28 protein-coding genes are annotated in these 22942 nt (G+C 64.6%); 17 read left to right on the forward strand and 11 right to left on the reverse strand.

Features of this window, described 5'->3' with window-relative positions; translation table 11 throughout:
* Positions 1-67 precede the first annotated feature (67 nt).
* From mnmA to OXC99_09555, 4 genes are read left to right on the forward strand one after another with little or no spacing between them, the layout of a single operon-like run.
* On the forward strand, positions 68-1021 hold the full coding sequence (mnmA, locus tag OXC99_09540) for a tRNA 2-thiouridine(34) synthase MnmA (protein MCY4625224.1): 954 nt from the start codon (positions 68-70) through the stop codon (positions 1019-1021).
* Between the two features lie 9 nt (positions 1022-1030).
* Positions 1031-1564, forward strand: coding sequence for a DinB family protein (locus OXC99_09545; protein MCY4625225.1), 534 nt, complete (start codon positions 1031-1033; stop codon positions 1562-1564).
* Positions 1565-1567: 3 nt separating this feature from the next.
* Positions 1568-2203 (forward strand): ribonuclease HII, encoded by a 636-nt coding sequence (locus tag OXC99_09550; GenBank protein ID MCY4625226.1) that lies wholly within the window; start codon positions 1568-1570, stop codon positions 2201-2203.
* Entirely contained in the window at positions 2196-2576 is a 381-nt protein-coding gene (locus OXC99_09555) for a YraN family protein (GenBank protein ID MCY4625227.1), read from the forward strand. The genes OXC99_09550 and OXC99_09555 overlap by 8 nt, the downstream gene beginning before the upstream one ends.
* A 5-nt stretch (positions 2577-2581) precedes the next feature.
* Here the strand turns inward: OXC99_09555 and OXC99_09560 are convergent, their stop codons facing one another.
* Positions 2582-3412, reverse strand: a complete 831-nt coding sequence (locus tag OXC99_09560) for an ABC transporter permease subunit (GenBank protein ID MCY4625228.1) — start codon at positions 3410-3412, stop codon at positions 2582-2584.
* Complete coding sequence (locus tag OXC99_09565; protein MCY4625229.1) at positions 3409-4302, reverse strand: ABC transporter ATP-binding protein; 894 nt, start codon at positions 4300-4302, stop codon at positions 3409-3411. Before OXC99_09565 ends, OXC99_09560 begins: the two co-directional genes overlap by 4 nt.
* A 128-nt stretch (positions 4303-4430) precedes the next feature.
* On the opposite strand from OXC99_09565, the gene OXC99_09570 reads away from it, so the two are divergent.
* From OXC99_09570 to OXC99_09620, 11 genes are all read left to right on the forward strand, one after another.
* Positions 4431-4718, forward strand: coding sequence for a hypothetical protein (locus OXC99_09570; protein ID MCY4625230.1), 288 nt, complete (start codon positions 4431-4433; stop codon positions 4716-4718).
* A 163-nt stretch (positions 4719-4881) separates the two neighbouring features.
* Entirely contained in the window at positions 4882-6195 is a 1314-nt protein-coding gene (locus OXC99_09575) for a glycine--tRNA ligase (protein ID MCY4625231.1), read from the forward strand.
* Between the two features lie 506 nt (positions 6196-6701).
* Positions 6702-7523 (forward strand): site-specific DNA-methyltransferase, encoded by an 822-nt coding sequence (locus tag OXC99_09580; protein ID MCY4625232.1) that lies wholly within the window; start codon positions 6702-6704, stop codon positions 7521-7523.
* Positions 7520-8287 carry a PmeII family type II restriction endonuclease gene (locus tag OXC99_09585; protein MCY4625233.1) on the forward strand — a complete coding sequence of 256 codons (768 nt, stop codon included), beginning with the start codon at positions 7520-7522 and terminating at the stop codon, positions 8285-8287. The genes OXC99_09580 and OXC99_09585 overlap by 4 nt, the downstream gene beginning before the upstream one ends.
* 54 nt (positions 8288-8341) lie before the next feature.
* Positions 8342-8626, forward strand: coding sequence for a hypothetical protein (locus tag OXC99_09590; GenBank protein ID MCY4625234.1), 285 nt, complete (start codon positions 8342-8344; stop codon positions 8624-8626).
* Positions 8627-8650: 24 nt separating this feature from the next.
* Entirely contained in the window at positions 8651-8983 is a 333-nt protein-coding gene (locus OXC99_09595) for a HigA family addiction module antitoxin (GenBank protein ID MCY4625235.1), read from the forward strand.
* 185 nt (positions 8984-9168) lie between these two features.
* The gene (locus OXC99_09600) at positions 9169-9591 is read left to right on the forward strand and encodes a hypothetical protein (protein ID MCY4625236.1); all 423 of its coding nucleotides are present in this window, start codon (positions 9169-9171) and stop codon (positions 9589-9591) included.
* Positions 9578-9925 (forward strand): type II toxin-antitoxin system PemK/MazF family toxin, encoded by a 348-nt coding sequence (locus OXC99_09605; protein MCY4625237.1) that lies wholly within the window; start codon positions 9578-9580, stop codon positions 9923-9925. The genes OXC99_09600 and OXC99_09605 overlap by 14 nt, the downstream gene beginning before the upstream one ends.
* 97 nt (positions 9926-10022) lie before the next feature.
* Positions 10023-11315: an exonuclease SbcCD subunit D gene (locus OXC99_09610; GenBank protein ID MCY4625238.1), complete on the forward strand. Its 1293-nt coding sequence runs from the start codon at positions 10023-10025 to the stop codon at positions 11313-11315.
* A 5-nt stretch (positions 11316-11320) separates the two neighbouring features.
* Positions 11321-11797, forward strand: a complete 477-nt coding sequence (locus OXC99_09615; GenBank protein MCY4625239.1) for a hypothetical protein — start codon at positions 11321-11323, stop codon at positions 11795-11797.
* 37 nt (positions 11798-11834) lie between these two features.
* Positions 11835-12023, forward strand: a complete 189-nt coding sequence (locus tag OXC99_09620) for a methytransferase partner Trm112 (protein ID MCY4625240.1) — start codon at positions 11835-11837, stop codon at positions 12021-12023.
* 12 nt (positions 12024-12035) lie between these two features.
* Here OXC99_09620 and rho read toward each other — a convergent pair whose 3' ends face one another.
* Together rho and OXC99_09630 are read right to left on the reverse strand one after the other, a co-directional pair.
* Positions 12036-13337, reverse strand: a complete 1302-nt coding sequence (gene rho / locus OXC99_09625) for a transcription termination factor Rho (GenBank protein MCY4625241.1) — start codon at positions 13335-13337, stop codon at positions 12036-12038.
* 94 nt (positions 13338-13431) lie between these two features.
* The gene (locus tag OXC99_09630) at positions 13432-15087 is read right to left on the reverse strand and encodes a CTP synthase (protein MCY4625242.1); all 1656 of its coding nucleotides are present in this window, start codon (positions 15085-15087) and stop codon (positions 13432-13434) included.
* A gap of 326 nt (positions 15088-15413) precedes the next feature.
* Here OXC99_09630 and OXC99_09635 point away from each other — a divergent pair, with 326 nt between their 5' ends.
* Positions 15414-15659 carry a hypothetical protein gene (locus OXC99_09635; protein MCY4625243.1) on the forward strand — a complete coding sequence of 82 codons (246 nt, stop codon included), beginning with the start codon at positions 15414-15416 and terminating at the stop codon, positions 15657-15659.
* A gap of 50 nt (positions 15660-15709) precedes the next feature.
* Here the strand turns inward: OXC99_09635 and OXC99_09640 are convergent, their stop codons facing one another.
* From OXC99_09640 to OXC99_09650, 3 genes are read right to left on the reverse strand one after another with little or no spacing between them, the layout of a single operon-like run.
* Entirely contained in the window at positions 15710-16519 is an 810-nt protein-coding gene (locus tag OXC99_09640; GenBank protein ID MCY4625244.1) for a GIY-YIG nuclease family protein, read from the reverse strand.
* A 50-nt stretch (positions 16520-16569) separates the two neighbouring features.
* A complete protein-coding gene (gene fabF / locus OXC99_09645; protein MCY4625245.1) occupies positions 16570-17817 on the reverse strand; it encodes a beta-ketoacyl-ACP synthase II in 1248 nt (415 codons plus the stop codon).
* 3 nt (positions 17818-17820) lie between these two features.
* On the reverse strand, positions 17821-19188 hold the full coding sequence (locus tag OXC99_09650) for a bifunctional folylpolyglutamate synthase/dihydrofolate synthase (protein MCY4625246.1): 1368 nt from the start codon (positions 19186-19188) through the stop codon (positions 17821-17823).
* A gap of 212 nt (positions 19189-19400) precedes the next feature.
* Between OXC99_09650 and OXC99_09655 the strand changes: the two genes are divergently transcribed.
* Positions 19401-20822: an amidase family protein gene (locus OXC99_09655; protein ID MCY4625247.1), complete on the forward strand. Its 1422-nt coding sequence runs from the start codon at positions 19401-19403 to the stop codon at positions 20820-20822.
* A gap of 131 nt (positions 20823-20953) precedes the next feature.
* Here the strand turns inward: OXC99_09655 and OXC99_09660 are convergent, their stop codons facing one another.
* The 4 genes from OXC99_09660 to OXC99_09675 form a co-directional block, all read right to left on the reverse strand.
* Entirely contained in the window at positions 20954-21160 is a 207-nt protein-coding gene (locus OXC99_09660; protein MCY4625248.1) for a hypothetical protein, read from the reverse strand.
* Positions 21161-21190: 30 nt separating this feature from the next.
* On the reverse strand, positions 21191-22129 hold the full coding sequence (gene mdh / locus OXC99_09665; GenBank protein MCY4625249.1) for a malate dehydrogenase: 939 nt from the start codon (positions 22127-22129) through the stop codon (positions 21191-21193).
* 27 nt (positions 22130-22156) lie between these two features.
* A complete protein-coding gene (locus OXC99_09670) occupies positions 22157-22555 on the reverse strand; it encodes an HNH endonuclease signature motif containing protein (protein MCY4625250.1) in 399 nt (132 codons plus the stop codon).
* Between the two features lie 89 nt (positions 22556-22644).
* A complete protein-coding gene (locus OXC99_09675; GenBank protein ID MCY4625251.1) occupies positions 22645-22884 on the reverse strand; it encodes a hypothetical protein in 240 nt (79 codons plus the stop codon).
* Positions 22885-22942 lie beyond the last annotated feature (58 nt).

Raw genomic sequence — 22942 nt, forward strand, 5'->3', positions numbered from 1 at the left:
CCCGCCCCCCGGCGGGGCGGCCCCCCCCCCCCCCCCCCCCCCCGTCCGCCCCCGCTCCCCCGTGGAGATGCCAGCCCCCCCCCGCCGCTTCGGCGCTGCCACCGGCGCCCGCCATTATGTCATCAACGCCGAGCGCGAGTTCCGCTCCGCCGTCATCGACCACTTCCTCGCCGAGTACGAGCGGGGCCGCACGCCCCACCCCTGCATCGCCTGCAATGACATGATCAAGTTCAGCTTCCTCCTCGACCGCGCCCTCGCCATGGACGCGGACGCCATCGCCACCGGCCACTACGCCCGGGCGCAACGCGACGCCGACGGGACCGTGCGGTTACTCAAGGCCGTTGACCCCTCCAAGGACCAGTCCTACGTCCTCTTCGGCCTGCGTCAGGATCAGCTCCGGCGCCTGCTGCTCCCCGTAGGCGACTACGCCAAGTCGGAGTTGCGCGATCTTGCGCGGGAGGCCGGCCTCGGCGTCGCCGACAAGCCCGACAGCCAGGACATCTGCTTCATCCCAGCCGGCGACTACCGCCAGTTCCTCACCTTGCACCGCGAGGCAACACCCGGCGAGATCGTGAACGTGGATGGCGAGGTCATCGGCGCGCACCAGGGCGTCGACCGCTACACCGTCGGCCAGCGCCGTGGCATCGGCATCGCCAGCGACGCGCCGCTCTACGTCGTGCGCCTGGAGCCGAAGGCGCGCAGGGTCGTCGTCGGCCCTGAGTCCGCCCTCTACGCCCCCGGCCTCGTCGCTGAGGGCGTCAACTGGGTGAAGGGCACGCCGCCCGACGACCCGGTGGAGGCCACGGTCAAGATCCGCTACAAGGCCGCCGAGTCGCCCGCCATAGTCGAGCCCACGGAGAGAGGCGCAAACGTCTGGTTTTCCGACCCCCAGCGTGCAGTCACGCCCGGCCAGGCTGCGGTATTCTACGCGGGGGACGAGCTGCTGGGTGGCGGATTCATTGCCGGGCCCTTGGCGCGCGGCGCAGATGACCCCTCGCAGCCCGCCCTTACACCAGCGTAAGGACGTGCAATGAACGCCATAGATTTCGTGGAAATGGCCGCGACCCAGTCGCGGAACGCAACCCTCTCCCTCGTGTCCAACCTCAACCGCGAGCAGCTAACCTGGCGCGCCGGCCCGGAGGCCAACCCCGTCGGCTTCCTCATCTGGCACGTCTTCCGCACCGAGGACCGCTACGTGCGCCTGCTTACCGGCCAGGAGGAGACCTACACCGCCGACGGCTGGAACGCCGTCTGGAAGCTGCCGGAAACCATCACCGGCGAGCGCGCCGCCCTCACGACGGGCAACAGCTGGACGTCCGACGAGGTAGGCGAGTTCGACGTGCCCCCGCTGGAGGATCTGCTGGCCTACGGCGAGAAGGTGCGCAGCCGAGCCATGGACATGGTCCGCGGCATCGACCCTGGCACCTTGGAAGACGTCCCCAATTCAGAGCGCCCTGAGTGGGTCAAGGCAACCTACCTGCGCTCCATGATCACCCATGAGTTCGGCCACCAGCAGCAGATGGACTACATAGTGGGGCTGCAGAAGGCAGCGGCCGGCGCATAGCCCATGCCCACCAAGCCAACTTGGTCAGCCGAACGTCTCCTCTGGAAGCAGGGCTACCTGCGCGTAGCAGGCGTCGACGAGGTCGGGCGCGGCCCCCTCGCTGGCCCCGTCGTAGCCGCAGCCGTCGTCTTCCCGAGGTCCTTCAACCCACGGAGACTCCCCGGCCTGCGCGACTCCAAGCAGCTCACCGCCGCAGCCCGCGAGCGTCTCGCTCCGCAGGTTCGCCGCCTCGCAGAGGGAGTGGGCCTCGGCAGCGCGAGCCCTGCGGAGATCGACGCCCTCGGCATAGTTGGGGCCACGGTAACAGCCATGTCCCGCGCCATCAGAGAGCTGCCGGCGGGCCCGGACCACCTCCTCGTCGACGCCCTCGCCCTTGAGTATGACGGCCTTCACTGCCGCGCCATCGTCCATGGCGACGCGCTCTGCTGCTCCATAGCCGCCGCCTCCATCGTAGCCAAAGTCGCCCGCGACGCCCTTATGGACGAGCTGGACGCCCTCTACCCCGGCTACGGCCTCTCCCGGCACAAGGGCTACCCAACGCCGGAGCACCTCTCGGTGTTGGAGCGCCTCGGCCCGACGCCCCTCCACCGGCGCAGCTTCGCACCCGTACGGCGGCTGCTGGAGGCCGAAGTTGCCTAGCAGCCGTACAAAGCTGGGGACAGCCGGCGAGGGCATCGCGCGCCGTCACCTTGAGGAGCTTGGCTACGAGCTGCGGGAGGCCAATTACCGATGCCGTTGGGGAGAGGTCGACCTGGTGATGGAATATGAGGGTGCCGTCGTCTTTGTGGAGGTGCGCACCAAGCGCAGTACCGCCTTCGGCACGCCTGAGGAGTCCGTCACCGCGACCAAGCGCCGCCGCCTGACCGCCACCGCCTACACCTACCTGCAGGAGCATGATCTCGACGTGCCCTTCCAGATTGATCTGGTCGCCATCACGGTCAACGCGCGAGGAGAGGTGGCGCGTGTCACCCACTTGGAGAACGTGGTCACGGAGGACATGACAGTCGACTGACGCGCTTACCGCACCAGGTCCTTCCGCCGGAACACCAGGACAGCCGACACGGTCGTCACGGCGAACACCCCGACGTAGACGCCGACGCCCGCCCAGTTGATCGCTCCCTCGGCGAGCACCTGCAGCGAGTCATAGTAGTAGAAGAGCGAGACGTACTTCAGCCAGCCCACGGCCTCGATTGCCGAGCCCAGCACGTTCACGAAGTAGGTCAGCGCCGTCAACACCCCCGCCGCCGCCAGCGAGCGCCCCGGGTCCAGCGACACGCAGGACGCCAGTGTCGAGTAGCCGGCAATGGCGGCCACCAGCAGGAAGGACACGGCATGCACAGCAATGACGTTGGACACGCTGGCGTCCTCGCCAATAGTGAGCCCGCCCAACAGGACAGCTATCGTCGAAAACGCTGTGGCTATGAGGGCTAGTGTCAAGAACCCGGACAGCTTGCTCAGAAGGAAGGTGGTACGCTCCACCGGCTGCGAAAGCACCACGTCCAGCGTGCCGCGCTCCACTTCCTTGGACACCAGCCCGCCGCAGTACACCACGGCGTAGATGCCCAGCAGCAACGGCAGCCACGAGATGTACTCGATGTTCAGGTATCCCACGTAGGTGAATGCTCCGGCTTGAAAGATCAACGCGGACTCGTCCGGCCCCTGGATGCCCATGGCAGCCTTCAACTGCTCGGGCATGGCGTCCAGGTATTCCTCAAAATTGACGCCGGTGTTTCCCAGCGATGGGTAAATCCAGACCACCAGCAGCGCCCACAAAACGAGAACCACGCTCCACGACACCACGCCGACCTTCGCCAACGTCAGGACGTTGCGGTAGATGGACGCGCTCATGCCTCACCTCCGTCGCCCGTGTAGAAGCGCGTGAACGTGTCCTCCAGGCTCGCTTCCGGGAAGACGACGTCCTCCAGCGGCAGTGTGGCAAGATGGCCGATGAGCGCGCCGACGTGGCCTGCAACCTGCAGCTCGGCTCGGCGCCCCTCGCAGGCGACGACGGTTACGCCGTCGAGCACGAAGTCCTCCGCCCAGGCGTCGCGTGACAGGGTGACCTCCATGCGGCGCACCTGCTGCCGGTGCAGATCGTCCACGTCCAGCGTCGCGGCGAGCACGCCCTCGCGGATGATGCCGACGCGGTCACAAAGCCGGTCGACCTCGCTGAGGACGTGGGACGAAAAGAACACCGTCACGCCCCGGTCGCGCTCCTCCAGCAGCAGCTTGAAGAACTCCTGCTGCACCAGCGGGTCGAGGCCGCTGGTGGGCTCGTCCAGAATGAGCACCCGCGGGCTGTGGGCGAGCGCCTGCACGATGGCCAGCTTCTGCCGATTCCCATGCGAGTAGTGCTTCACCGGCCGGTCCAGGTCTAGTCCGATGCGCTCCGCGACCTCGTCGCCGCGATGGTGTGCGCCGTTGTGGTGGCTCTGCATGAGCGCAAGGTGCGCCCGGCCGGACAGGCTCTCGTAGAAGGCTGAATCGCTGGACACCACGCCGCACGCGCGCCGCACGGCCAGGGACTCGGCGGCAACGTCCTTGCCGAGCACCGACGCGCTGCCGCTGGTCGGCTGCAGCAGGTTCAGCAGCAGCCGGATGGTCGTCGTCTTGCCCGCGCCGTTGGGCCCGAGGAAGCCGAAGACCTCGCCCTCACGCACCTGAAGGTCGAGGCCCATCACGCCGCGGCTCGCCCCGTAGTACTTGGTCAGGCCATGTGTCTCGATTGCGTTGCCCACATGCGTCCTCTCGCGCGAGCGCCTCCGCCGCGCCCCGTATTATTGTAGCGCGGCGAGGCCCCGTTCACGTGCGTTGACAGTCGGCCCGCCCCCTCCGGGAATAGAGTCACACTACGGAAAGGATACCCATGACCACCCAAGACGACAGCGTTCCCAGGTACTTCGCAGACTTCGTGCAGGAGAACGCGCGCCAGCACCAGGAGCTGGGCGACCGCATCAGTGGCGTGGAGACTACTCTGGGTAACCGTATCAGCGGTGTGGAGACTAATCTTGGCAACCGCATCGGCGATGTGGAGACTAATCTTGGCAGCCGCATCGGCGGTGTGGAAGGTGAGCTCCGCATCATCAAGGCGCTGGCAGTGGGGATCTTCATCGCCGTGGGCGCGGCCGCCGTCAAGTACCTCTTCGGCTTGTAGTTCCCCCACACTCCCATATCGGCGCAGGCCGATATCTAGAAGGCCATCCCCGCCGCCCCCATAGCTTTACATCACCCGCTCGCGTTGCTACGCTTTTTCTGGTCCCGTACCCATATTCAGCCCCTCGGAGGCAGCTGTGTCTGACGCCCCCCGTGCCGTGACCATGGACAAGATCGTCTCGCTCTGCAAGCGGCGGGGCTTCGTCTTCCCCGGCAGCGAGATCTACGGCGGCCTCGCCAACGCCTGGGACTACGGCCCCATGGGCGTCGAGCTCAAGCGCAACGTCAAGGAGGCCTGGTGGCGCGACGTCGTGCGGCGGCGGGAGGATGTCGTCGGGCTGGAAGCCGCCATCATGATGAACCCCGCCGTATGGGAGGCCTCGGGCCACCTTGCCGGCTTCACCGACCCCCTCGTCGAGTGCCGAGCCTGCCATCACCGCTTCCGCGCCGACCACGTCGAGTCCTCCGAGTGCCCGGACTGCGGCGGCGCCCTCGGCGACGCCCGCCAGTTCAACCTGATGCTCAAGACCTTCCTCGGCGCCGTCGAGGACACGGCCAGCACGGTGTACATGCGCCCGGAGACGGCGCAGGGCATGTTTGTGAACTTCCTGAACGTGCAGACCGCCACCCGCAAGAAGCTGCCCTTTGGCATCGCGCAGATAGGCAAGTCCTTCCGTAACGAGATCACCCCCGGCAACTTCATCTTCCGCACCCGAGAGTTCGAGCAGATGGAGATGGAGTTCTTCGTCCAGCCCGGCGAGGACGACGAGTGGCACGCGTTCTGGATACAGGAGCGCCTGGACTGGTACGTGCGCCACGGCGTCCGCGAGGAGAACCTCCGCCTGCGCCCGCACGACGCCGACGAGCTCTCGCACTACTCCAAGGCCACCACGGACATCGAGTACCTCTTCCCGTGGGGGTGGGCGGAGCTCGAGGGCATCGCCAACCGCACGGACTTTGACCTGCGGCAGCACTCGGAGCACAGCGGCGCGCGGCTCACCTACTTCGACAACGACACCAACCAGCACGTCACGCCCTACGTCATCGAGCCGGCCAGCGGCGTCGACCGCGCGGCCCTCGCCTTCCTCGTCGACGCCTACGACGAGGAGGAGGTCGGCGGCGAGGCCGCCGGCGCCGGCGCCGGTGAGGCCCGCGTCGTGCTGCGGTTCCACCCCCGCATCGCGCCCGTGCAGGCCGCCGTGCTGCCCCTCAGCCGCAACGCCCGCCTCACCCCCCTCGCCCGCGAGGTCTTCGCCGCCCTCGTGGACGACGGCCGCTGGCGCGTCGAATACGACGACGCCCAGAGCATCGGCCGCCGCTACCGCCGCTTCGATGAGGTCGGCGCCCCCCTCTGCATCACCGTAGACTTCGACTCCCTCGACGACAACCAGGTCACCATCCGCAACCGCGACACGCTGCTCCAGGAGCGCATCGCCATCCCGGACCTCCCCGCCGCATTGGCGGCGCGCCTGGGATAGGGGGCGCGCACCCCTTCTGGCCTTCCCCATGAATGCGGAATGGACAAAGCTGGGTGTGGCGCGCACGAACTGATTAGCAATCCCTATCTGTACATGAGCGATAATTCATACGTGGACAGATACGCAAGACGAACTCTTCTGCGATCTGGAAAACAATTCGTATCTGGAAATCGCCTTTCCAGATACGAATTGAATCCGCGATCAATTCCGTAGCTGCACCGTTCGTCCGGGGGCCTGCAGCGGTATTCGTAACCAGGGTGAGTGCGGTTTCCATGGAGTGAGGGTAGCGAGGGGCGGAGCGCAGGGGCAAGGGGGCTGTGTCAGGGTGTGGGCAAAACCCGCGCCCACCCCGCCGTTGGCCCCGAGCCCGTCCAAGGGCGCCCTGTTCCCCGAAAAACCGGCATGTCCGCCCCATTGACACACCCTGCGCGGGTCCTTATGGTATAGAACAACTATTCTAGGAATGAGTAGGCGCAGAGAGGGTGCCTATCGACGCGGGGGTTTAGATGTCACACGCTACGCTTCTCTTGGGAGACTCCCGGACGGAATTGAAGGCCCTTGATTCAGATTCCGTCGATCTTGTTTTCACTTCGCCCCCCTATGCCAACCAGCGAGCCTCTACATATGGCGGCATCAAGCCTCAAGAGTACGTAGAGTGGTTGCTGCCTATAGTGGACGAGTTGTATCGCGTCCTCAAGCCCACCGGCACCTTTGTCCTCAACATCAAGGAACCGGCCATAGACGGCGAGCGGCATACGTGTGTGCTTGAGCTCATACTCGCAATGCGTTACCGCGGGTGGCTGTGGACAGAGGAGTTTATCTGGCACAAGAAGAATTGCTACCCGGGCAAATGGCCCAATCGCTTTCGGGATGCGTGGGAGAGGCTTCTGCAGTTCAACAAGCACCGCCAGTTCAAAATGAACCAAGAAGCTGTCATGGTGCCAGTTGGGGACTGGTACGAGGACCGCATGCGGAATCTCAGTGAGACCGATCGCGTGCGAGACGAGTCAAAGGTTGGAAGTGGCTTTGGCAAGAAGGTGGAGAACTGGTTGGGCCGCGACAAGGTCTATCCCACGAACGTACTCCACGGCGCAACCGAGTGTGGCAATCGCAATCACAGCGCGGTGTTCCCCTCCTGGCTGCCTGAGTGGTTTATTGATTTGTTCACCGATCCCGGTGATGTTGTCTTGGACCCATTCGCCGGTTCCGGCACTACGTTGCTCGCGTCGCTTGACAAAGGACGTGATGCAATTGGCGTTGAGATATATGAGCCTTACTACCGTAAGCTACAGGAAGAATTGGGGCATCAAGTGAGATTGGCCCTATGAATGCCATCACGGATGAACAAGTCACAGCATACGTAGAAGCCAACATCGGGCAGTTCCACGATTCACGTATTGAGAAACTCACGGAACTCAGGCTCCCTAAGCTCCTGAGCAGGAAGAATCCCTATCTGTTCAAGAGCAAGAACATCATTGTAGCTTCAGACCTAGTGCAATCTCTATTGAGTGCGCATCTCAGTTCGCAAGAAGAGACCTTGTTCGGTGCTTTCTTGGAGGGTTTGGCAGTTTACGTTGCGGAAACGGTACACAGTGGTATGAAATCAGGTGTGAAAGGGATAGACCTTGAATTCACCAAAGATGGCGCAAGGTACATCATCTCTATCAAATCTGGACCCAATTGGGGGAATAAGTCACAGATAGACCAGATGAAGGCCAACTTCAAGACAGCAGCCCAAGTCATCCGTCAAGGCAATCGAGCAGCCAATGTCATCGCGGTTAACGGCTGTTGCTACGGTCGAGACAATACACCTGATAAAGGAGAATACTTCAAACTCTGCGGTCAAGAGTTCTGGGAGTTTATCACCGGTGCCTCTGATTTCTACACACGCATTATTGAACCTTTGGGGCATGAGGCCCACCGACGTGACCAAGACTTCCAAGCGAAGTACGCAGCAGTCGCAAATACCTTCACGGCTCAGTTTACCAAAGACTTTTGTAACAAGGATGGCACCATAGACTGGCCCAAGTTGGTAGCCTTCAATTCCTCGAAGCAGCATCCACCACGGCCAAGGCGCCGCAGAACCTCTTGACACCTCTGTCGTGGTCCGCAAGGTCCTGGTCCACTTTTGACCAGGAGGCCCCTCATGTCCCTCGGCATCGGCGTCTTCCGAATTCAGTACTTGGACATCCCCTCCCCCCTCGCCTACGACTTCGCCTGGCACATGGCGCAGGACTGGGACGCCGGCGAGTGGGCCCGCGGCGAGGGCCAGGCGTACCTCTACTTCGAGCGGCGTCGCCTCCGCTGGCTGCTGCGGGATTTCTGCAGGGAGCGCAAGGTGTCCTTCAAGGAAGAGGCCGCTGTCTGGACATGGCTGGATTCTCTGCCGTGGACGGATGAGGACACGCTGGAGCTGCACTTCAGCTGGTAGCCCGGAGCCTCCAGACGGCATACAATGGACAACTGCCTACCACTAAGGAGACGAGTCATGCCCATGCACGATCCTCCGCACCCCGGCGAGACCGTAAAAGTATTGTGCCTGGAGCCTCTCGGCCTCTCGGTGACACGGGCGGCAAAGGGACTCGGCGTGACGCGACAGGCGCTGTCGGACTTGGTGAACGGCAGAGCACGGGTGTCGGTGGACATGGCGCTGCGGCTTTCGAAGGCATTTGGGTCGACGCCGGAGCTATGGTTGGGGTTGCAGCGGGCGTACGATCTGTGGCACGCGCGGGAGCGAGCGGAGGCGATGGTGGTGGAGCGGTTTGAGGAGCCGTCGGTGACGGTGTAGGGCCGCGTCTCTCCTTCCTTTGCTCCCAACCAGGGTGAAGTCGCACCCCAATTTCCAAATTCGTTCCACTCGCACCCTTGCGGCCCGCTCCGCTCGCTGCTATCATCCCCCTTGCCTTCACTTCCATATCTGCTGCAATCTGTAATTGACTTGTGTTCACCATTTGATTCACAGGAGTCAAGCAAATGACCACCAATAATTCCCACAACAACGACCAGATCATTGCTTGCCTCCGTTCCCTCAGGGAGACCATAGACAAGCTCCAGGAGCTCCTCGGCGCACCCGCCGAGGATACGATGGAGCGCCTCTACCGCCGCCGCCGCGAGCTGCTGACGCGCCTCTACGCCTCGGGCGGGCTTGATCAGCGGGGGATCTTCGCCCTGCTGGATGAGCACGATACCCCGCACCAGTGGATCGGCCAGCAGGTGAAGTCCGGCTACGTCGAGAAATTTCCCCGTCCCAACGGCAAGGACCTGTATGTCGCCACCCACAAGGCCGTGGAGGACCTGAACCTGCAGGAGGAGGCCTCCGCCCTGGTCTCGGCGTCCGACGAGACCTTCACCACAGACTGGGACAGCGCGGAGGACGCCGCCTATGACCGTATCTAACGTCCGCCACGGCGACGTCGTCCTGGTGCCCTTCCCGCTCAACTCTCCGACATCGACCCAGCGACGGCCGGCGGTCGTCGTCAGCGGCGACTATTTCAACTCCGGCACCGGCGAGGTGGTCATCGCGCCCATCACGGGCCACGGCCGCGCCGCGCCCCGTATCGGCGACTACGCGGTCATGGACTGGGAGAACGCCGGCCTCCTCGGCCCCGGCACCGTGCGCGCCCGCCTGACCACGCTGCGGTCCTCGCACCTGCTGCGCAAGCTCGGCGCGCTCTCCCGCCGCGATATGGAGGGCCTGTCCCAGTGGCTCCGCCGCGTCCTGGAGCTGTAGGCGCCTGTCCCGGTTCATCCTGAGGGAAATCGAAGGACGAACGGGGCTTCTCGCCCACGGATTCCGGCAGAAGCTGATATGTCGACTGAGAGTAAACATGCGCATCGTCCATACGGCTGACGTCCACATCGGCGTGGAGAACTACGGGCGTCCGGCAACTCAGGCCGACATCGACGCGCTGCCCCCGTACTTCGCGCCCGGCGTCGACCGGCGTTCGTATCTGGGCCTTTCCACACGACTCATCGACTTCCTCTGCGTCCTCGACCAGGTTGTCGACTACGCGACGCGCAACGACGCAGACCTTGTGCTCATCGCGGGCGACGCCTACAAGAGCCGAGACCCCTCGCAGACGCACCAGCGCGAGTTCGTCCGGCGCGTAGCTACGCTGGTGAGCCGCGGCATCCCCGTCTTCCTGCTGACCGGCAACCACGACATCGCCCACTCGCCGACGCGCGCAACCGCCCTTGCCATCTTCCCCACCCTCGACGTAGCCGGCGTCACCGTCGCCGAGCGCTTCGGGACGCACCGCGTCGAAACGCGCTCGGGGCCGCTGCAGGTGGTCGCGCTGCCGTGGATACGGCGAGGCCAGCTTCTGGCGCGGGATGAGCGCCAGGGCGCGCCCATCGACGAGGTCACGCGCTACGTGGAGGAGGACCTGACGGCGCGCATCCTGTCTGAGGCGGACGCCCTCGCCTCCGACGTCCCGGCCATCCTGGCCGCGCACGTCACCGTGAACGGCGCCGTGTCGAGCTCGGAGCGCTCGATGATGCTGGGCCGCGACTACGCGCTGCAGCCGAGCACCCTCGCGCTACCGGTGTTCGATTATGTCGCCCTCGGGCACATCCACAAGCACCAGACGCTCATCGCCTCGCCGCCTGTCGTCTACCCGGGCAGCCTGCAGCGCGTGGACTTCAGCGAGGAGGACGACCGCAAGGGCTTCTGCGTGGTGGACATCGACCCGGCGGGGCCCAGGGGCGATCGAACGCGGTGGGAGCACGTGCCCGTCGACGCCCGCCGCTTCCTGACCATCGAGGCGACCGTCCCTGTCGACGCCGGGGACCCCACATCGCTCGTGCTCCAGCGAATAGCGGCGCGCGACGTCGACGGGGCCGTAGTTCGCGTCCACGTGACAGTACCGGGGCCGCTGGCGGGCCGCGTGAACGAGCGCGCCATCCGCGACGCCCTCGCCGGGGCGCACTCCGTCGCCGCCGTCAGCCGCGAGGTCATCCACGAGCGGCGGCCCCGCATTGGCTCGGACGCGCGGGGCATCACGCCGCAACAGGCCCTTGAGCGCTACCTGGAGGGCCGCACAGACCTGAGCGACGATACTCGCCGCCGTGCGCTCGAGTGGGGCACGGAGCTGGTGGCCGAAGAGACTTCGAGGGAGTAGCGGGCGTGGACGTTACCGCGGTCGTCCTGGTCATCGCCCAGTGGGTGCACACCCTGGCGGCCGCCTTCTGGGTGGGAGGCGGCCTGGTCTACCTGCTCGTCATTCGCCCCGCGGCTCGGCGGGCAGAGGGCGGCGGTCAAACGCTCGCCGACGAGTTCCGCGGGCTGGTGGACATCGCCGTCATCGCGATGGTGATCACCGGCGTCGTGCTCGCCTTCGACCGGCTGACGTCGCAGCACGCGGGCGTCGGCTACGCGGCGGTGCTCGGCGTGAAGCTGGCGCTGACGCTGTGGATGTTCTGGCTGGCCGGCGTCATCCGCAGGCGGCGGCCTCGGCCCGCTACGGCGCCACGGGCTGCAGCTGCGCCCCGCACGGGGTGGCGGCATCTCATGGACGCGGCGAACCAGGTCGTCGTCATCGGCGTGGTGGTGTTCCTGCTTTCGACGGTGATGCAGGCGCTGTTTGAACGCGCGCTGCAGTAGGTGATACCCTGCCCATACAGGTTAAGAGGAGCGTGCAATGCGGCGAGACCTCATGGACATCCTGGTGTGCCCCGTCTGCAAGTCCCCCCTGCTGCTCGATGTGGAGGTGGAGGCGGAGGAGAACGAGGAGATCATTACCGGCTCGCTGCACTGCGCGGAGTGTCCCCAGACCTACCCCATCATTGACGCGATACCCAACCTGCTGCCGCCGTCGCTGCGGCAGTAGCCAGCGCGGTGGTTACCGCTCCACGCCCCGGCCGCGAGTCACTTCCGACATGAGGTTGGAGAAGAACTCCTTGTTGTTCTTCGACTTGCGCAGCCAGTCAAGCACCCGCTCCGTAGCGTCCGTGGAGTCCATGTTGGACGTCTGCGCGGAGAGTGAGATCATCCGGCGCAGAAGCATGACCTGCTTGAACGTCTCCTCGGTCAGCAGGAGCTCGTCGCGGCGGGTGCCGCTGCGGTGGATGTCGATGGCCGGGAAAACGCGACGTTCGGCGAGCCGGCGTTCCAGGTGGATCTCGCTGTTGCCGGTGCCCTTGAACTCCTCGTAGATGACCTCGTCCATGCGGCTGCCGGTGTCCACGAGGCACGTCGCGACGATGGTGAGGCTGCCGCCCTCCTCCGTGTTCCGCGCGGCGCCGAAGAAGCGCTTGGGCGGGTAGAGCGCGCTGGTGTCGATGCCGCCGGAGAGCGTGCGGCCCGTCGAGGGGAGCGCCAGGTTGTAGGCGCGCACCAGCCGCGTCAGGCTGTCCAGCAGCACCACCACGTGCTTGCCGCTCTCGACCAGCCGCTTGGCCCGCTCCAGTGAGACCTCCGCCGTACGGCAGTGGTCCTCCACCGGCTCGTCGAAGGTGGAGGAGTAGACCTCGCCCTTGATGGAGCGTCGCAGGTCGGTGACCTCCTCCGGCCGCTCGCCCGCCAGGACGATCATCAGGTACACGTCCGGCGCATTGGCCAGCACGCCGTTGGCGATGTCCTTCAGCAGGAACGTCTTGCCTGCCTTGGGCGGTGACACGATGAGCGCTCGTTGACCCTTGCCAAGCGGCGAAACGAGGTCAATGAGCCTCTGCGACAGATTGTCCTGTTTCGATTCCAGAACAAGTTGTTCCGTGGGGTACATGGGCGTCAGGTTGTCGAAATGCGCCCGCGTGCGGGTCAGCTCCGGGTCGGCTCCGTTGACGGCCTCGACGCGGATGAGGCCGAAGTAGCGCTCCCCCTCCTTGGGCGGGCGCACCTGCCCGGTCACCTGGTCGCCGGTGCGAAGCCCGAAGCGGCGTATCTGGGACTGCGAGATGTAGACGTCGCCGGGTCCGGCGCGCAGGCCCTGCTGGCGCAGGAACCCGTAGCCGTCGCCGATGATCTCGAGCAGGCCCGTGGCGAGCACGTAGCCCTGGCGCTTGGCGAACGCCTCCAGCAGGTGGAAGACGATCTCCTCCCGCCGCTGGGCGCCGTTCTCCACGCCCATCTCATGGGCCAATTCGACCAGTTCTTCCTTGGTCTTGGCCTCCAACTGTGCCATGGTAACTGCGGTCTCTTGCATGTCTCTCCTTGGACGTTGTCCTTGCGTTCGGCCCCGCTCTGTGATTATGTCCTGATTTTTGGCGGGACCCGCTCTTGTTCAGCTTTCTCTCGTTCTATCTGTTTACCGATCCACCGACGCCGTCCAGCGGCAGCGGTGGCTGCATGCCTTCCCGAGTGATGTGCTGCGCTACGGCGACAAACTCGCGGAACAGCGGGTGCGGCCGGTTGGGCCTCGAACGAAACTCCGGGTGGAACTGCGTCCCAACCATGAACGGGTGGTCCGACGCCTCGGCGATCTCCACCAGCCGCCCGTCCGGCGAGAGGCCGCTGAAGCGCAGCCCCGCGTCCTCCAGCCGCTCGCGGTAGTCGTTGTTGAGCTCGAAGCGGTGGCGGTGCCGTTCGTCCACCACATCCTCCGCGTACGCCTGCGCCGCGATGGTCCCGGGCTCCATGTGGCAGGGGTAGATCCCCAGCCGCATCGTGCCGCCCATCTCCGTGATGTCCCGTTGTTCCGGCATCAGGTCGATGACCGGGTACTGCGTTTCTGTATCGAACTCCGTCGAGTTGGCCCCTTGCATGCCGGCGCAGCTCCTCGATCGCTCGACGACCATCAACTGCATCCCGAGGCAGAGCCCCAGGTATGGCACCTGGTGCTCGCGGGCGTAGCGGACGGCCTCCACCATGCCGTCGACGCCGCGCGGCCCGAACCCGCCCGGCACCACGATGCCGCAGGCGTCATGCAGGAAAGTGTGCGCGCCCTCCTGCTCGACGTCCTCGGACGGCACCCAGATGACCTCCACGTCGCGGTGGTGGAACAGGCCCGCGTGCTGCAGCGCCTCCTTGACGGAGATGTAGGCTTCCGGGAGGTTGGCGTACTTGCCCACCACGGCGACCTTAAGCGGCGTCTTGGGCTCTTTGATGCGCCCGACGATCTCCTCCCAGTCGCGCAGGTCCGGCGTCAGGTTGCCGAGCCCCAGTCTATCTGCGAGGAGGCCCGACAGGCCCGCCTCCTGCAGCACCAGCGGCACCTCGTAAATGGTGTCGACCGTCTGCAGGGGGATCACGGCGTTCGGCTTCACGTCGCAGAAGAGCGCGATCTTGTCCTTGATGCCCTCCGGCACGGGGAAGTCGCTGCGGCAGATGATGCAATCGGGCTGAATGCCGATGCTGCGAAGCTCCTTCACGCTGTGCTGCGTCGGCTTGGTCTTCAGCTCGCCCGTCGAGGAGATATGGGGGAGCAGGGTGACGTGGATGTAGTAGACGTTGTCGCGGCCCACGTCGTTCGGCATCTGCCGGATGGCCTCCAGGAACGGCAGGCCCTCGATGTCGCCGACTGTGCCGCCGACCTCGACGACCACGACGTCGGGGTCGGACTCCTCGGCGAGGCGCATCATCTGCTTTTTTATGACGTTGGTAACGTGCGGCACCGTCTGAATGGTGCCTCCCAGGTAATCGCCGGCCCGCTCGTTGGCGATGACGCCGCTGTACACTTGCCCGGCGGTCACGCTGGAGGAGCTGGTCAGCTCCAGGTCGATGAACCGCTCATAATGACCCAGATCCATGTCTGTTTCGGAGCCGTCGCGCGTGACGAAGACCTCGCCGTGCTGGTAGGGGGACATGGTTCCGGGGTCGACGTTAAGGTAGGGGTCGAGCTTTTGAACGGAGACGGAGAGACCGGCGCTTTTGAGGATTCGCGCAATTGATGCGACGCTGATGCCCTTCCCGACGGAACTCACCACGCCGCCAGTCACAAATATATATTTCGTCATACGGGGCAGCCGCTTTCTCCCGGCTTGTGAATGGTGAACGACAACGGAAGCTTAGCAGGCGCTACGTGGAAACCAGTGGGCTGCGGGTGGGGAAGCCGTCGTCCCCAACCCAGGGGACCCTTGGCTGATACGCACTTACTCGTACCGGAAGCAACAGTACGTGCAGTTACATGGTTTGTCAAGTGCCTTGCCACGGAATGCGAATTGCGTTTCGCGTCACTTCCGCGGCCCGCACACAATTCCTTAAACCCGCCTGATTTCTCGTTGACCTGCACCAACCCCTTCACTAGAATACCCCCCTGAGCAATCTGCACGCAGGAGGGACCATGAACTCCGGACTGATTGGCAAGATTGAGAAAGCCAAGCGGTACGCCCAGGACCCGGGGCGGCTCACACTCCTGAAGTTCACGGTCCACTTTCATGGAGACCATTCAGACCATACCGTCACGTACGAAGGCGGCTCCTGGCACTGCGAGTGCTCGTTCTTCTCCACCCACAACACCTGCAGCCACACAATGGCCATCGACGCGCAGCTGGGCGGCATGATTCCGGCGGAGTTCTCCGCCAGGTAGGGGAGCGTGTTCCCGTCCTTTGCCTTCGGTGGCGCATATCAGTTACTGACCTAGCCCTGATGTTGCGTGTCAGTCAAGTGGTTGCGGATGAGTTGTATCAATGCCCACAACCACTGGGTGACTTCATCAATCTGTGACTCTGTCAGTTCGTATTGTGTGTGGACAGCAAGCTCATTGTATTTTCCTGATTGGACAAACAAACCACTGTCTTGGGCTTGTTTCCTCAGGGACTCAATCTCTTCTGACGGAACATCTGGCTTGTCTCTCAACGCGGCGAGGTAGGTATATAACCGACCATAGTAGGAAGTTGAAGCATAACCGTAGCAGACCCAATATCGTTTCCCTCCAGAGACAACGTAGAGGGAGAAGCTCTTGGCGGCCCAAGTCGTGAGCATTCCTTCATATTTGCCAAGGTCAAGCACCCGCTCATAAAAAATTCTGGCGCTTCCGGTGAATGTGTCTAGAAACTCCTCCCGACTGATTCGTGCCTGACGTTTCTTGAATTCCTCTGCTGCAGCGCTGTCTTCTGGGGAGGCTGCGACAAGCAGCTTGCCCACGCGCGGTGTTACGTCTCGGCCAGACAGAACCAGAAGTAGGGCCTCAGCCTGCTCAGGTTCAATTTGGAAGAACTCCCTAGATTCGTTGGCCCTGTACGGATGAAAGGCCCGGTGGAGAGCGCTTTCTACAGTTGCGGCCTCAGTGCTCTCAATCTCCTTGGCGATGACGCACTCAAATGGAAACGGAACGCCGGTAGTAAAGAGTTCGTTCATCCTCCGCTGGACGTCATCGCGGTCGGTCATGCCGATCTTTACGAGACCTGGCATTGCGGGGTTGGTAAGGACATAGACTATGTTCGGCATCTTTGATTCCCTGAGACTTCCGTACACTTTCCCGTTGGACTATGCGCTCCCTACTCCTGAAACCGGCGGATGACCAGGCAGGCGTTCTGGCCGCCGAAGCCGAAGCTGTTGGACAGCACTGTCTGTACGTCCGCGCTCCGCGCCACGTTTGGAACGTAGTCCAGGTCGCAGGCCGGGTCCGGGTCTTCGTAGTTGATCGTCGGGTGGATGGTGCCCGTCTCGATGGACTTCACCGCCGCGACGGCCTCCACCGCGCCCGCCGCACCCAGCGCGTGCCCGATCATCGACTTGGTCGAGCTGATGGGAACCTTGTACGCCGCGTCGCCGAACACCTGCTTGATCGCCAGCGTCTCCACCGCGTCGTTCAGCGGCGTCGAGGTGCCGTGCGCGTTGATGTAGTCGATCTCCTCCGGCATGATGCCCGCATCGGCGAGGGCCCACCGCATTGCGCGGGCGGCGCCGTCGCCGTTGTCGTCCGGGTGCACCGGGTGGAAGGCGTCGGACGATACCCCGTAGCCTACCACCTCGCCGAGGATGTTGGCCCCGCGCCCCAGCGCGTGCTCCATCTCCTCCAGCACGAGCGACGCCGCTCCTTCGCCGGGCACGAAGCCGTCGCGGTTCGCCTCGAAGGGGCGGCTGGCCCTCGCCGGGTCCTCGTTGCTGGATGAGAGCGCCTTGATGACGCTGAACCCGCCAAGCGCAAGCTCGCAGATGCCTGCCTCTGTGCCTCCGCTGACGACGACCTTTGCCGCGCCCCTGCGGATGACCTCGGCGGCCTCGCCGATGGCCTGCGTGCCCGCGGCGCACGCGGTGATGACGGTGTTGGTGTAGCCCCTGAGTCCCAGAATGCGGCTGACCTGGGCCGCGGCCATGTTGGGCAGGATCATCGGGATGAAGAAGGGAGATTCTTTCATCCCGCCGCGTTCAAACAGCACCTTGGCCTGCTCCTGGGTGACAGGCATGCCCCCGTTGCCGTTGCCAAGAAGCACTCCGGCCGCGTCTGGGTCCATGTTCGACCCGTTCAGCCCGGACTGCTCCATCGCCCGCACCGCAGAGGCCACGGCCATCTGCGAAAACCGCGCCATCCGCCGCGCCTCGCGGCCGTCGATGTAGCTTGCCGGGTCAAAGCTCGTGACCTCGCCCGCGATGCGGCACGGGAACCCCGTGGGGTCGGCCATGGTCATCGGCCCGATGCCTGACCGGCCCTGCACCAGCGCGTCCCAGTACTCATCCACAGTCTCGCCAAGCGGACTCATGATGCCCATGCCCGTTATGACAACACGCTTTCGCTCTGCCACTGCTTACCTCACACGCGAAGAAAATCGAACGTCCTGAAATTCAGGATACTCCTCCGGCGGGATGCCAAACAGGCGCTCCCGCACCTCTACTGCCGTGAAAAGCGACCCCGTGGCCAATACCAGGTGCTCCGGCCCCGCGAGGGTCTTCGCCAGCGCGAACCCCTCGGCGACGCTGCCGCCCCACTGCACCGGCATGCCCGCGTCCCGAAACTCCTGCATCAGCGTGTCCATGGGCACGGCGCGGGGGTGGCGCGACGCTGTTACCACGACCGCCTCGGGTTCGAGGGCCGCAAGCCCCCGCACGATTCCGCGCAGGTCGTGGCCCAGCGACGCCCCAAACAACAACACGCGTCTCCGAGCGCCAAAGTAGCGGTCGACGGCCTCCACCAGCCTCTTCGCCGAGTACGGATTGTGCGCGCCGTCGGCGACGACGAGCGGTTGCTCCTCCAGCACCTCCAGCCGCCCTAGCCACCGCACGTTCGCGAGCCCGTCCAGCGTCGACTCATGCGTGACCGCTGGGTCGCTCCCCGCCAGGGCCGCCGCCGCCGCGATGGCGCACATAGCGTTCTCCACCTGGTGCTCGCCGAGCAGGGGCAGCCAGCCGTCCCAAGATCCCCCTGTGCCCTCGGCGCGGAAGGACTGCCCGCGAAGGTCGAAGCCGGTCACGCTCCACTCGTAGCGTTCGTCTGTCCGCACCAGTTCTGCGCCGGCGCGGGCGCACGCCTCCTCCAATTCGGCGATGACACCGGGCGGCTGCGGAGCAGTGATCACCGTCGCGCCAGGCTTGATGATGCCCGCCTTGTCGTGCGCGATGGCCTCAACGGTGTCGCCGAGGATCTTCGTGTGGTCCAGGCTGATGGACGTGATGACGCACACCTGTGGCGATTGCACGGTATTGGTGGCGTCAAGGGTGCCCCCCATGCCCACCTCGAGCACCTGCCAGTCGAGCTTCCGCGACGCGAATGCGTGGAAGGCCATTGCCGTCAGCGTCTCGAAGGTGGTGACGCCCTCGGCGCTCATCGCCTCGACGGCGGGCCAGACTGCCTCGACCGTCGCCGCGAACTCCTCCTCAGTGAGCGGCTCGCCGTTCACCTGGATGCGCTCTCGCATGGTGTGCAGGTGCGGCGAGGTGTAGAGGCCGACGGTGTAGCCGCTGGAGCGGAGGATGGACGCGATCATGGAGGAGGTGCTGCCCTTCCCCTTGGTGCCCGTCACGTGCACCGTCGGCGTCGAGAGATGCGGGCGGCCGAGCGCGTCGAGCAGCGCGTGCATGCGGTCGAGGTCGTAACGCGGCCGGACGCCGGGCGGCTCCACCATGCGTTCCAGGTCTGCCAGACTCAGGACGTGGCGCAACGCGCTTGTGTAGTTCAACGATGCTCCTCACGAAATCCAGGGTTGCCGCGGCACGGGGCCAGATACGTGAACCGTGGACGTTGGTGGGATTGAAGGCGCGGATTGAAGTGCGAGGCCCGGCGCCTTCCTGTAGCTGTCTCAGGCTACCAGAGCGCCCCTTCATCGTCAACGCGGGTGCGCTTGCACGGCCCCCGCTTTTGCCCTAGCCTAACCCCCCGGAGGTGGCCCCTTTGACCGACATTGACCTCGCGTTCACCCCGGCCTGGCGACTGCGTGAACTGATTGCCGGCAAGCAGCTTTCTCCGGTGGATCTGACCACGCGCCTGCTCCGGCGCATTGAGGAGCTCAACCCCAAGCTCAACGCCTTCCTCACCGTGTGCGCCGGCGAGGCCCTTACCGCGGCGAGGCTCGCGGAGGAGCGGACGGCGCGGGACGAGGAGACAGGCCCGCTGCACGGCATCCCCGTGCCCATCAAGGACCTGAGCCGGACGGCAGGGATTCGCACCACCCGCGGCTCGCTCATCTACAAGGATGACGTCCCGGATGCCGACGACATGGTGGTGACGAGCATCAAGGCTGCCGGCGGCATCGTCATCGGCAAGACCAACACGCCCGAGTTCGGGCACCGGGGCACGACCGAGAACCTGCTCGGCGATCCGTGCCGCAACCCGTGGGACCTCGCAATGACGCCGGGCGGGTCGAGCGGAGGCTCCGCGGCGGCCGTCGCGTCGGGACTGTCGCCGGTCGCGCAGGGCAGCGACGGCGGCGGGTCCATCCGCGTGCCGGCCAACTTCTGCGGCGTCTACGGCCTAAAGCCCTCACGCGGCCGCATTCCTACGCCATACGGCACGACTGGCGGGTGGAACGTCTTCGGCGTTAGCGGTCCGCTCACGCGGGACGTCCGAGACGCGGCCACGATGCTGAATGTTATGTCAGGCCCCTTCCCGGAGAACCCCATGTCCATCCTGGAGCCGCCCCCCGATTTCACTATGGGCCTGCAGGACGGAATCAAGGGCCTGCGCGTGGCCTACGCCCCTAGCATCGGGCGGATGCCTGTCGACCCCGAGGTGCGCGCCGTCGTGCGCGAGGCGGCCAGGCTGCTCGCGGACCTCGGCGCGGAGGTCGACGAGATCGATCCCGACGTGGACGGGCTGACACTGCGGGAGAGCTTCCGTACCATCTTCGTCAGCGACATGTCGGCGGGTCTCGGACACCTGCTGGACACGCAAGCCCACATGCTCATGCCGACGATGCGCGAGTACCTGGAGCTCGCGACAACGTGGACCGTCGCGGACCTGGCCCGTGCACTCCGCGAGATGGAGCGCTTCAAGGGCGTGATGCGCGACGTCTTCCTCACCCACGACCTCGTCCTGAGCCCCGTCAACGCCGTGCCCGCCTTCCCCATCGAGGGCTGGCCGGACACCATCGACGGCGTCGCCGTCGAGCCGAGATGGGCGTTCACGCCCTTCTGCTACCTCTACAACATGACGGGCCAGCCGGCGGCCAGCGTCCCCTACGGCTTCTCCAGCGGCGGTCTGCCTATCGGAGTCCAGCTCGTGGGGCGCTTCGCCGACGAGGCGACGGTCCTCCGCGCGTCGGCGGCCATCGAGGCCGCGCACCCGTGGGCGCAACACCGCCCGCCGGTCAGCTAGCGACGGCTCGTCCTCACTTCGTTTTCGCTCAGGTCGAACGAGAAAGAAGTGGGCCGGACGCAACAGAACGCCGCTCGCCCCGACGGCCCCTGCCGTCAGAACGAGCGGCGTCTTCAATTCCCTGTTTGCGGCTAGTCTTCGCCGCGGCTGGCCGTGGCCCGCTCCAGCAGGCTCTCGACGGACTGCCCCAGGAGCAGCCTGCCGAGCCGCTTGTGGCCCAGTCCGTAGTAGTGGCGGTTCCACCACTGTCGCACGTCGTCGGCGGTCTCAAGCTCAATCAGCTCGTCCGCCGCGCTTTGGATCTTTGACTCCAGTTCTTCAACGTTCTTCGTAGTCATAGTTTATCCCCCCGGATGTGCTTCCTTTCCCTAGTTACCCCGGTTGGCCATCACGTCGATGAGCTCGCGGACGGCATCCGCGGACTTGTCGAGAGCGGCCTGCTCCTCGTTCGTGAGCGACAGCGTGATGACCTCCTCGACGCCGGCCGCGCCGAGCTTGACCGGCACGCCCACGCAGAGGCCCTCAATGCCGTACTCGCCCTGCAGCTTTACGCAGCACGGCAGGATCTGCTTGCGGTCGAACAGGATGGACTCGACCATCTGCGCCACCGAGGCCGCGGGTGCGTAGAAGGCGCTGCCCGTCTTCAGCAGCGAGACGATCTCGCCGCCGCCGTCCTGCGTGCGCTTCACGATGGCGTCCAGCCGGTCCTTGGCGATGAGGTCCGCCACCGGGATGCCGCCGACGTTGGTCGCGCCGACCAGCGGCACCATCGTGTCGCCGTGGCCGCCCAGCACGTAGGCGTGCACGTCCTGCACGGAGACGTTCATCTCCGCCGCCAGGAAGGTGCGGAAGCGGGCCGTGTCCAGGATGCCCGCCATGCCGAATACCTGCTCGCGCGGCTTGCTTGAGACGTCGAGCGCGTGCTGCGTCATCGCGTCCAGCGGGTTCGTCACCGTGACGACGATGCCGTCTGGCGAGTTCTCCACCACCTGCTTGATGACGCTGCCCACGATGTCCATGTTGGTGAACAGCAGGTCGTCGCGGCTCATGCCCGGCTTCCGCGCAATGCCCGAGGTGACCACCGTCACGTCGGAGCCCGCCGTGTCCGCGTAGTCGTTGGTGCCGATGACCGAGGCGTCGGACCCGACGACCGGGCCGGACTCCAGCATGTCGAGCGCCTTGCCCTGCGGCAGCCCCTCGACGATGTCCACGAGGACGACGTCGGCGTACCCGCGGTCGAATATGCGCTGCGCCGTGGTTGCGCCCACGTTGCCCGCGCCTACAACTGTTACCTTCTTGCGTGCCATTCCTCTTCCTTTGCGTCTGTGTGATTTCTACCAGAATCCAAAGGGGTCTTGGTCCCTGCGCTTCTTGGCGACTTTCGCCTTCTTCGTTGCCACGGTCTTCGCTACAGCCTCAAACTTGGAAAGCGGAATCGCTTTAACCGGTGGTAGTGTGCTAGGAAGGACGTCCTTAAACTTCTTACGGAACTGCGCATCAGTTTGGGCACCCTTCCGCGTATTGCACGGAGCGCACAATAATTGCATGTTGCTCGGCTTTTCTTGTCCACCTTGAGAGTGAGGCTTCTTGTGGTCAACGTGGCCATCCCCCAACCGAAGCTTGTGTCCGCAGTACATGCACTTGCCCCCTTGCAGGGCATGAAGTGGTTTGTGCCAGTCCTTAAGGGAAGTACGCTTGCGCACACCGTCTCTGAACCAGTCATCCATGAACATAGCTGTTTCTCCAGTGACACGGGTTTACTGATTCTCCCTTGAACATCCCTCTCGCCTCGTGCCCCCTTAAGCGATCGAGAGATTAAGAACTAGGTAAACCCAAGATGATCCGCAACCCCGTAACCCCAAACCAATGCTGCGATACCAAAGCCTACGTAAACTGGCAGCGTCCAATCTAACTGCAAGCTTCTCGCAGTTATAGCAGTCACAACTGCGGCAAATACCCCAGCTCCCAAGCCCCACCACAAGAACCCAGACTCATAAACCAGCACCCCAAGAACGAGCAGGACTATAAATAGCCCACCTAGCCCCTTCTCTTTGTTGCCCAAAACGGCCTCCTCCCCACCTCTCTGGATACCGGCATTCGCCGGTATGGGGGTTGGGGCG

The sequence above is a fragment of the Chloroflexota bacterium genome (assembly GCA_026713825.1).
Classification (GTDB): Bacteria; Chloroflexota; Dehalococcoidia; order Lucifugimonadales; family UBA1127; genus UBA1127.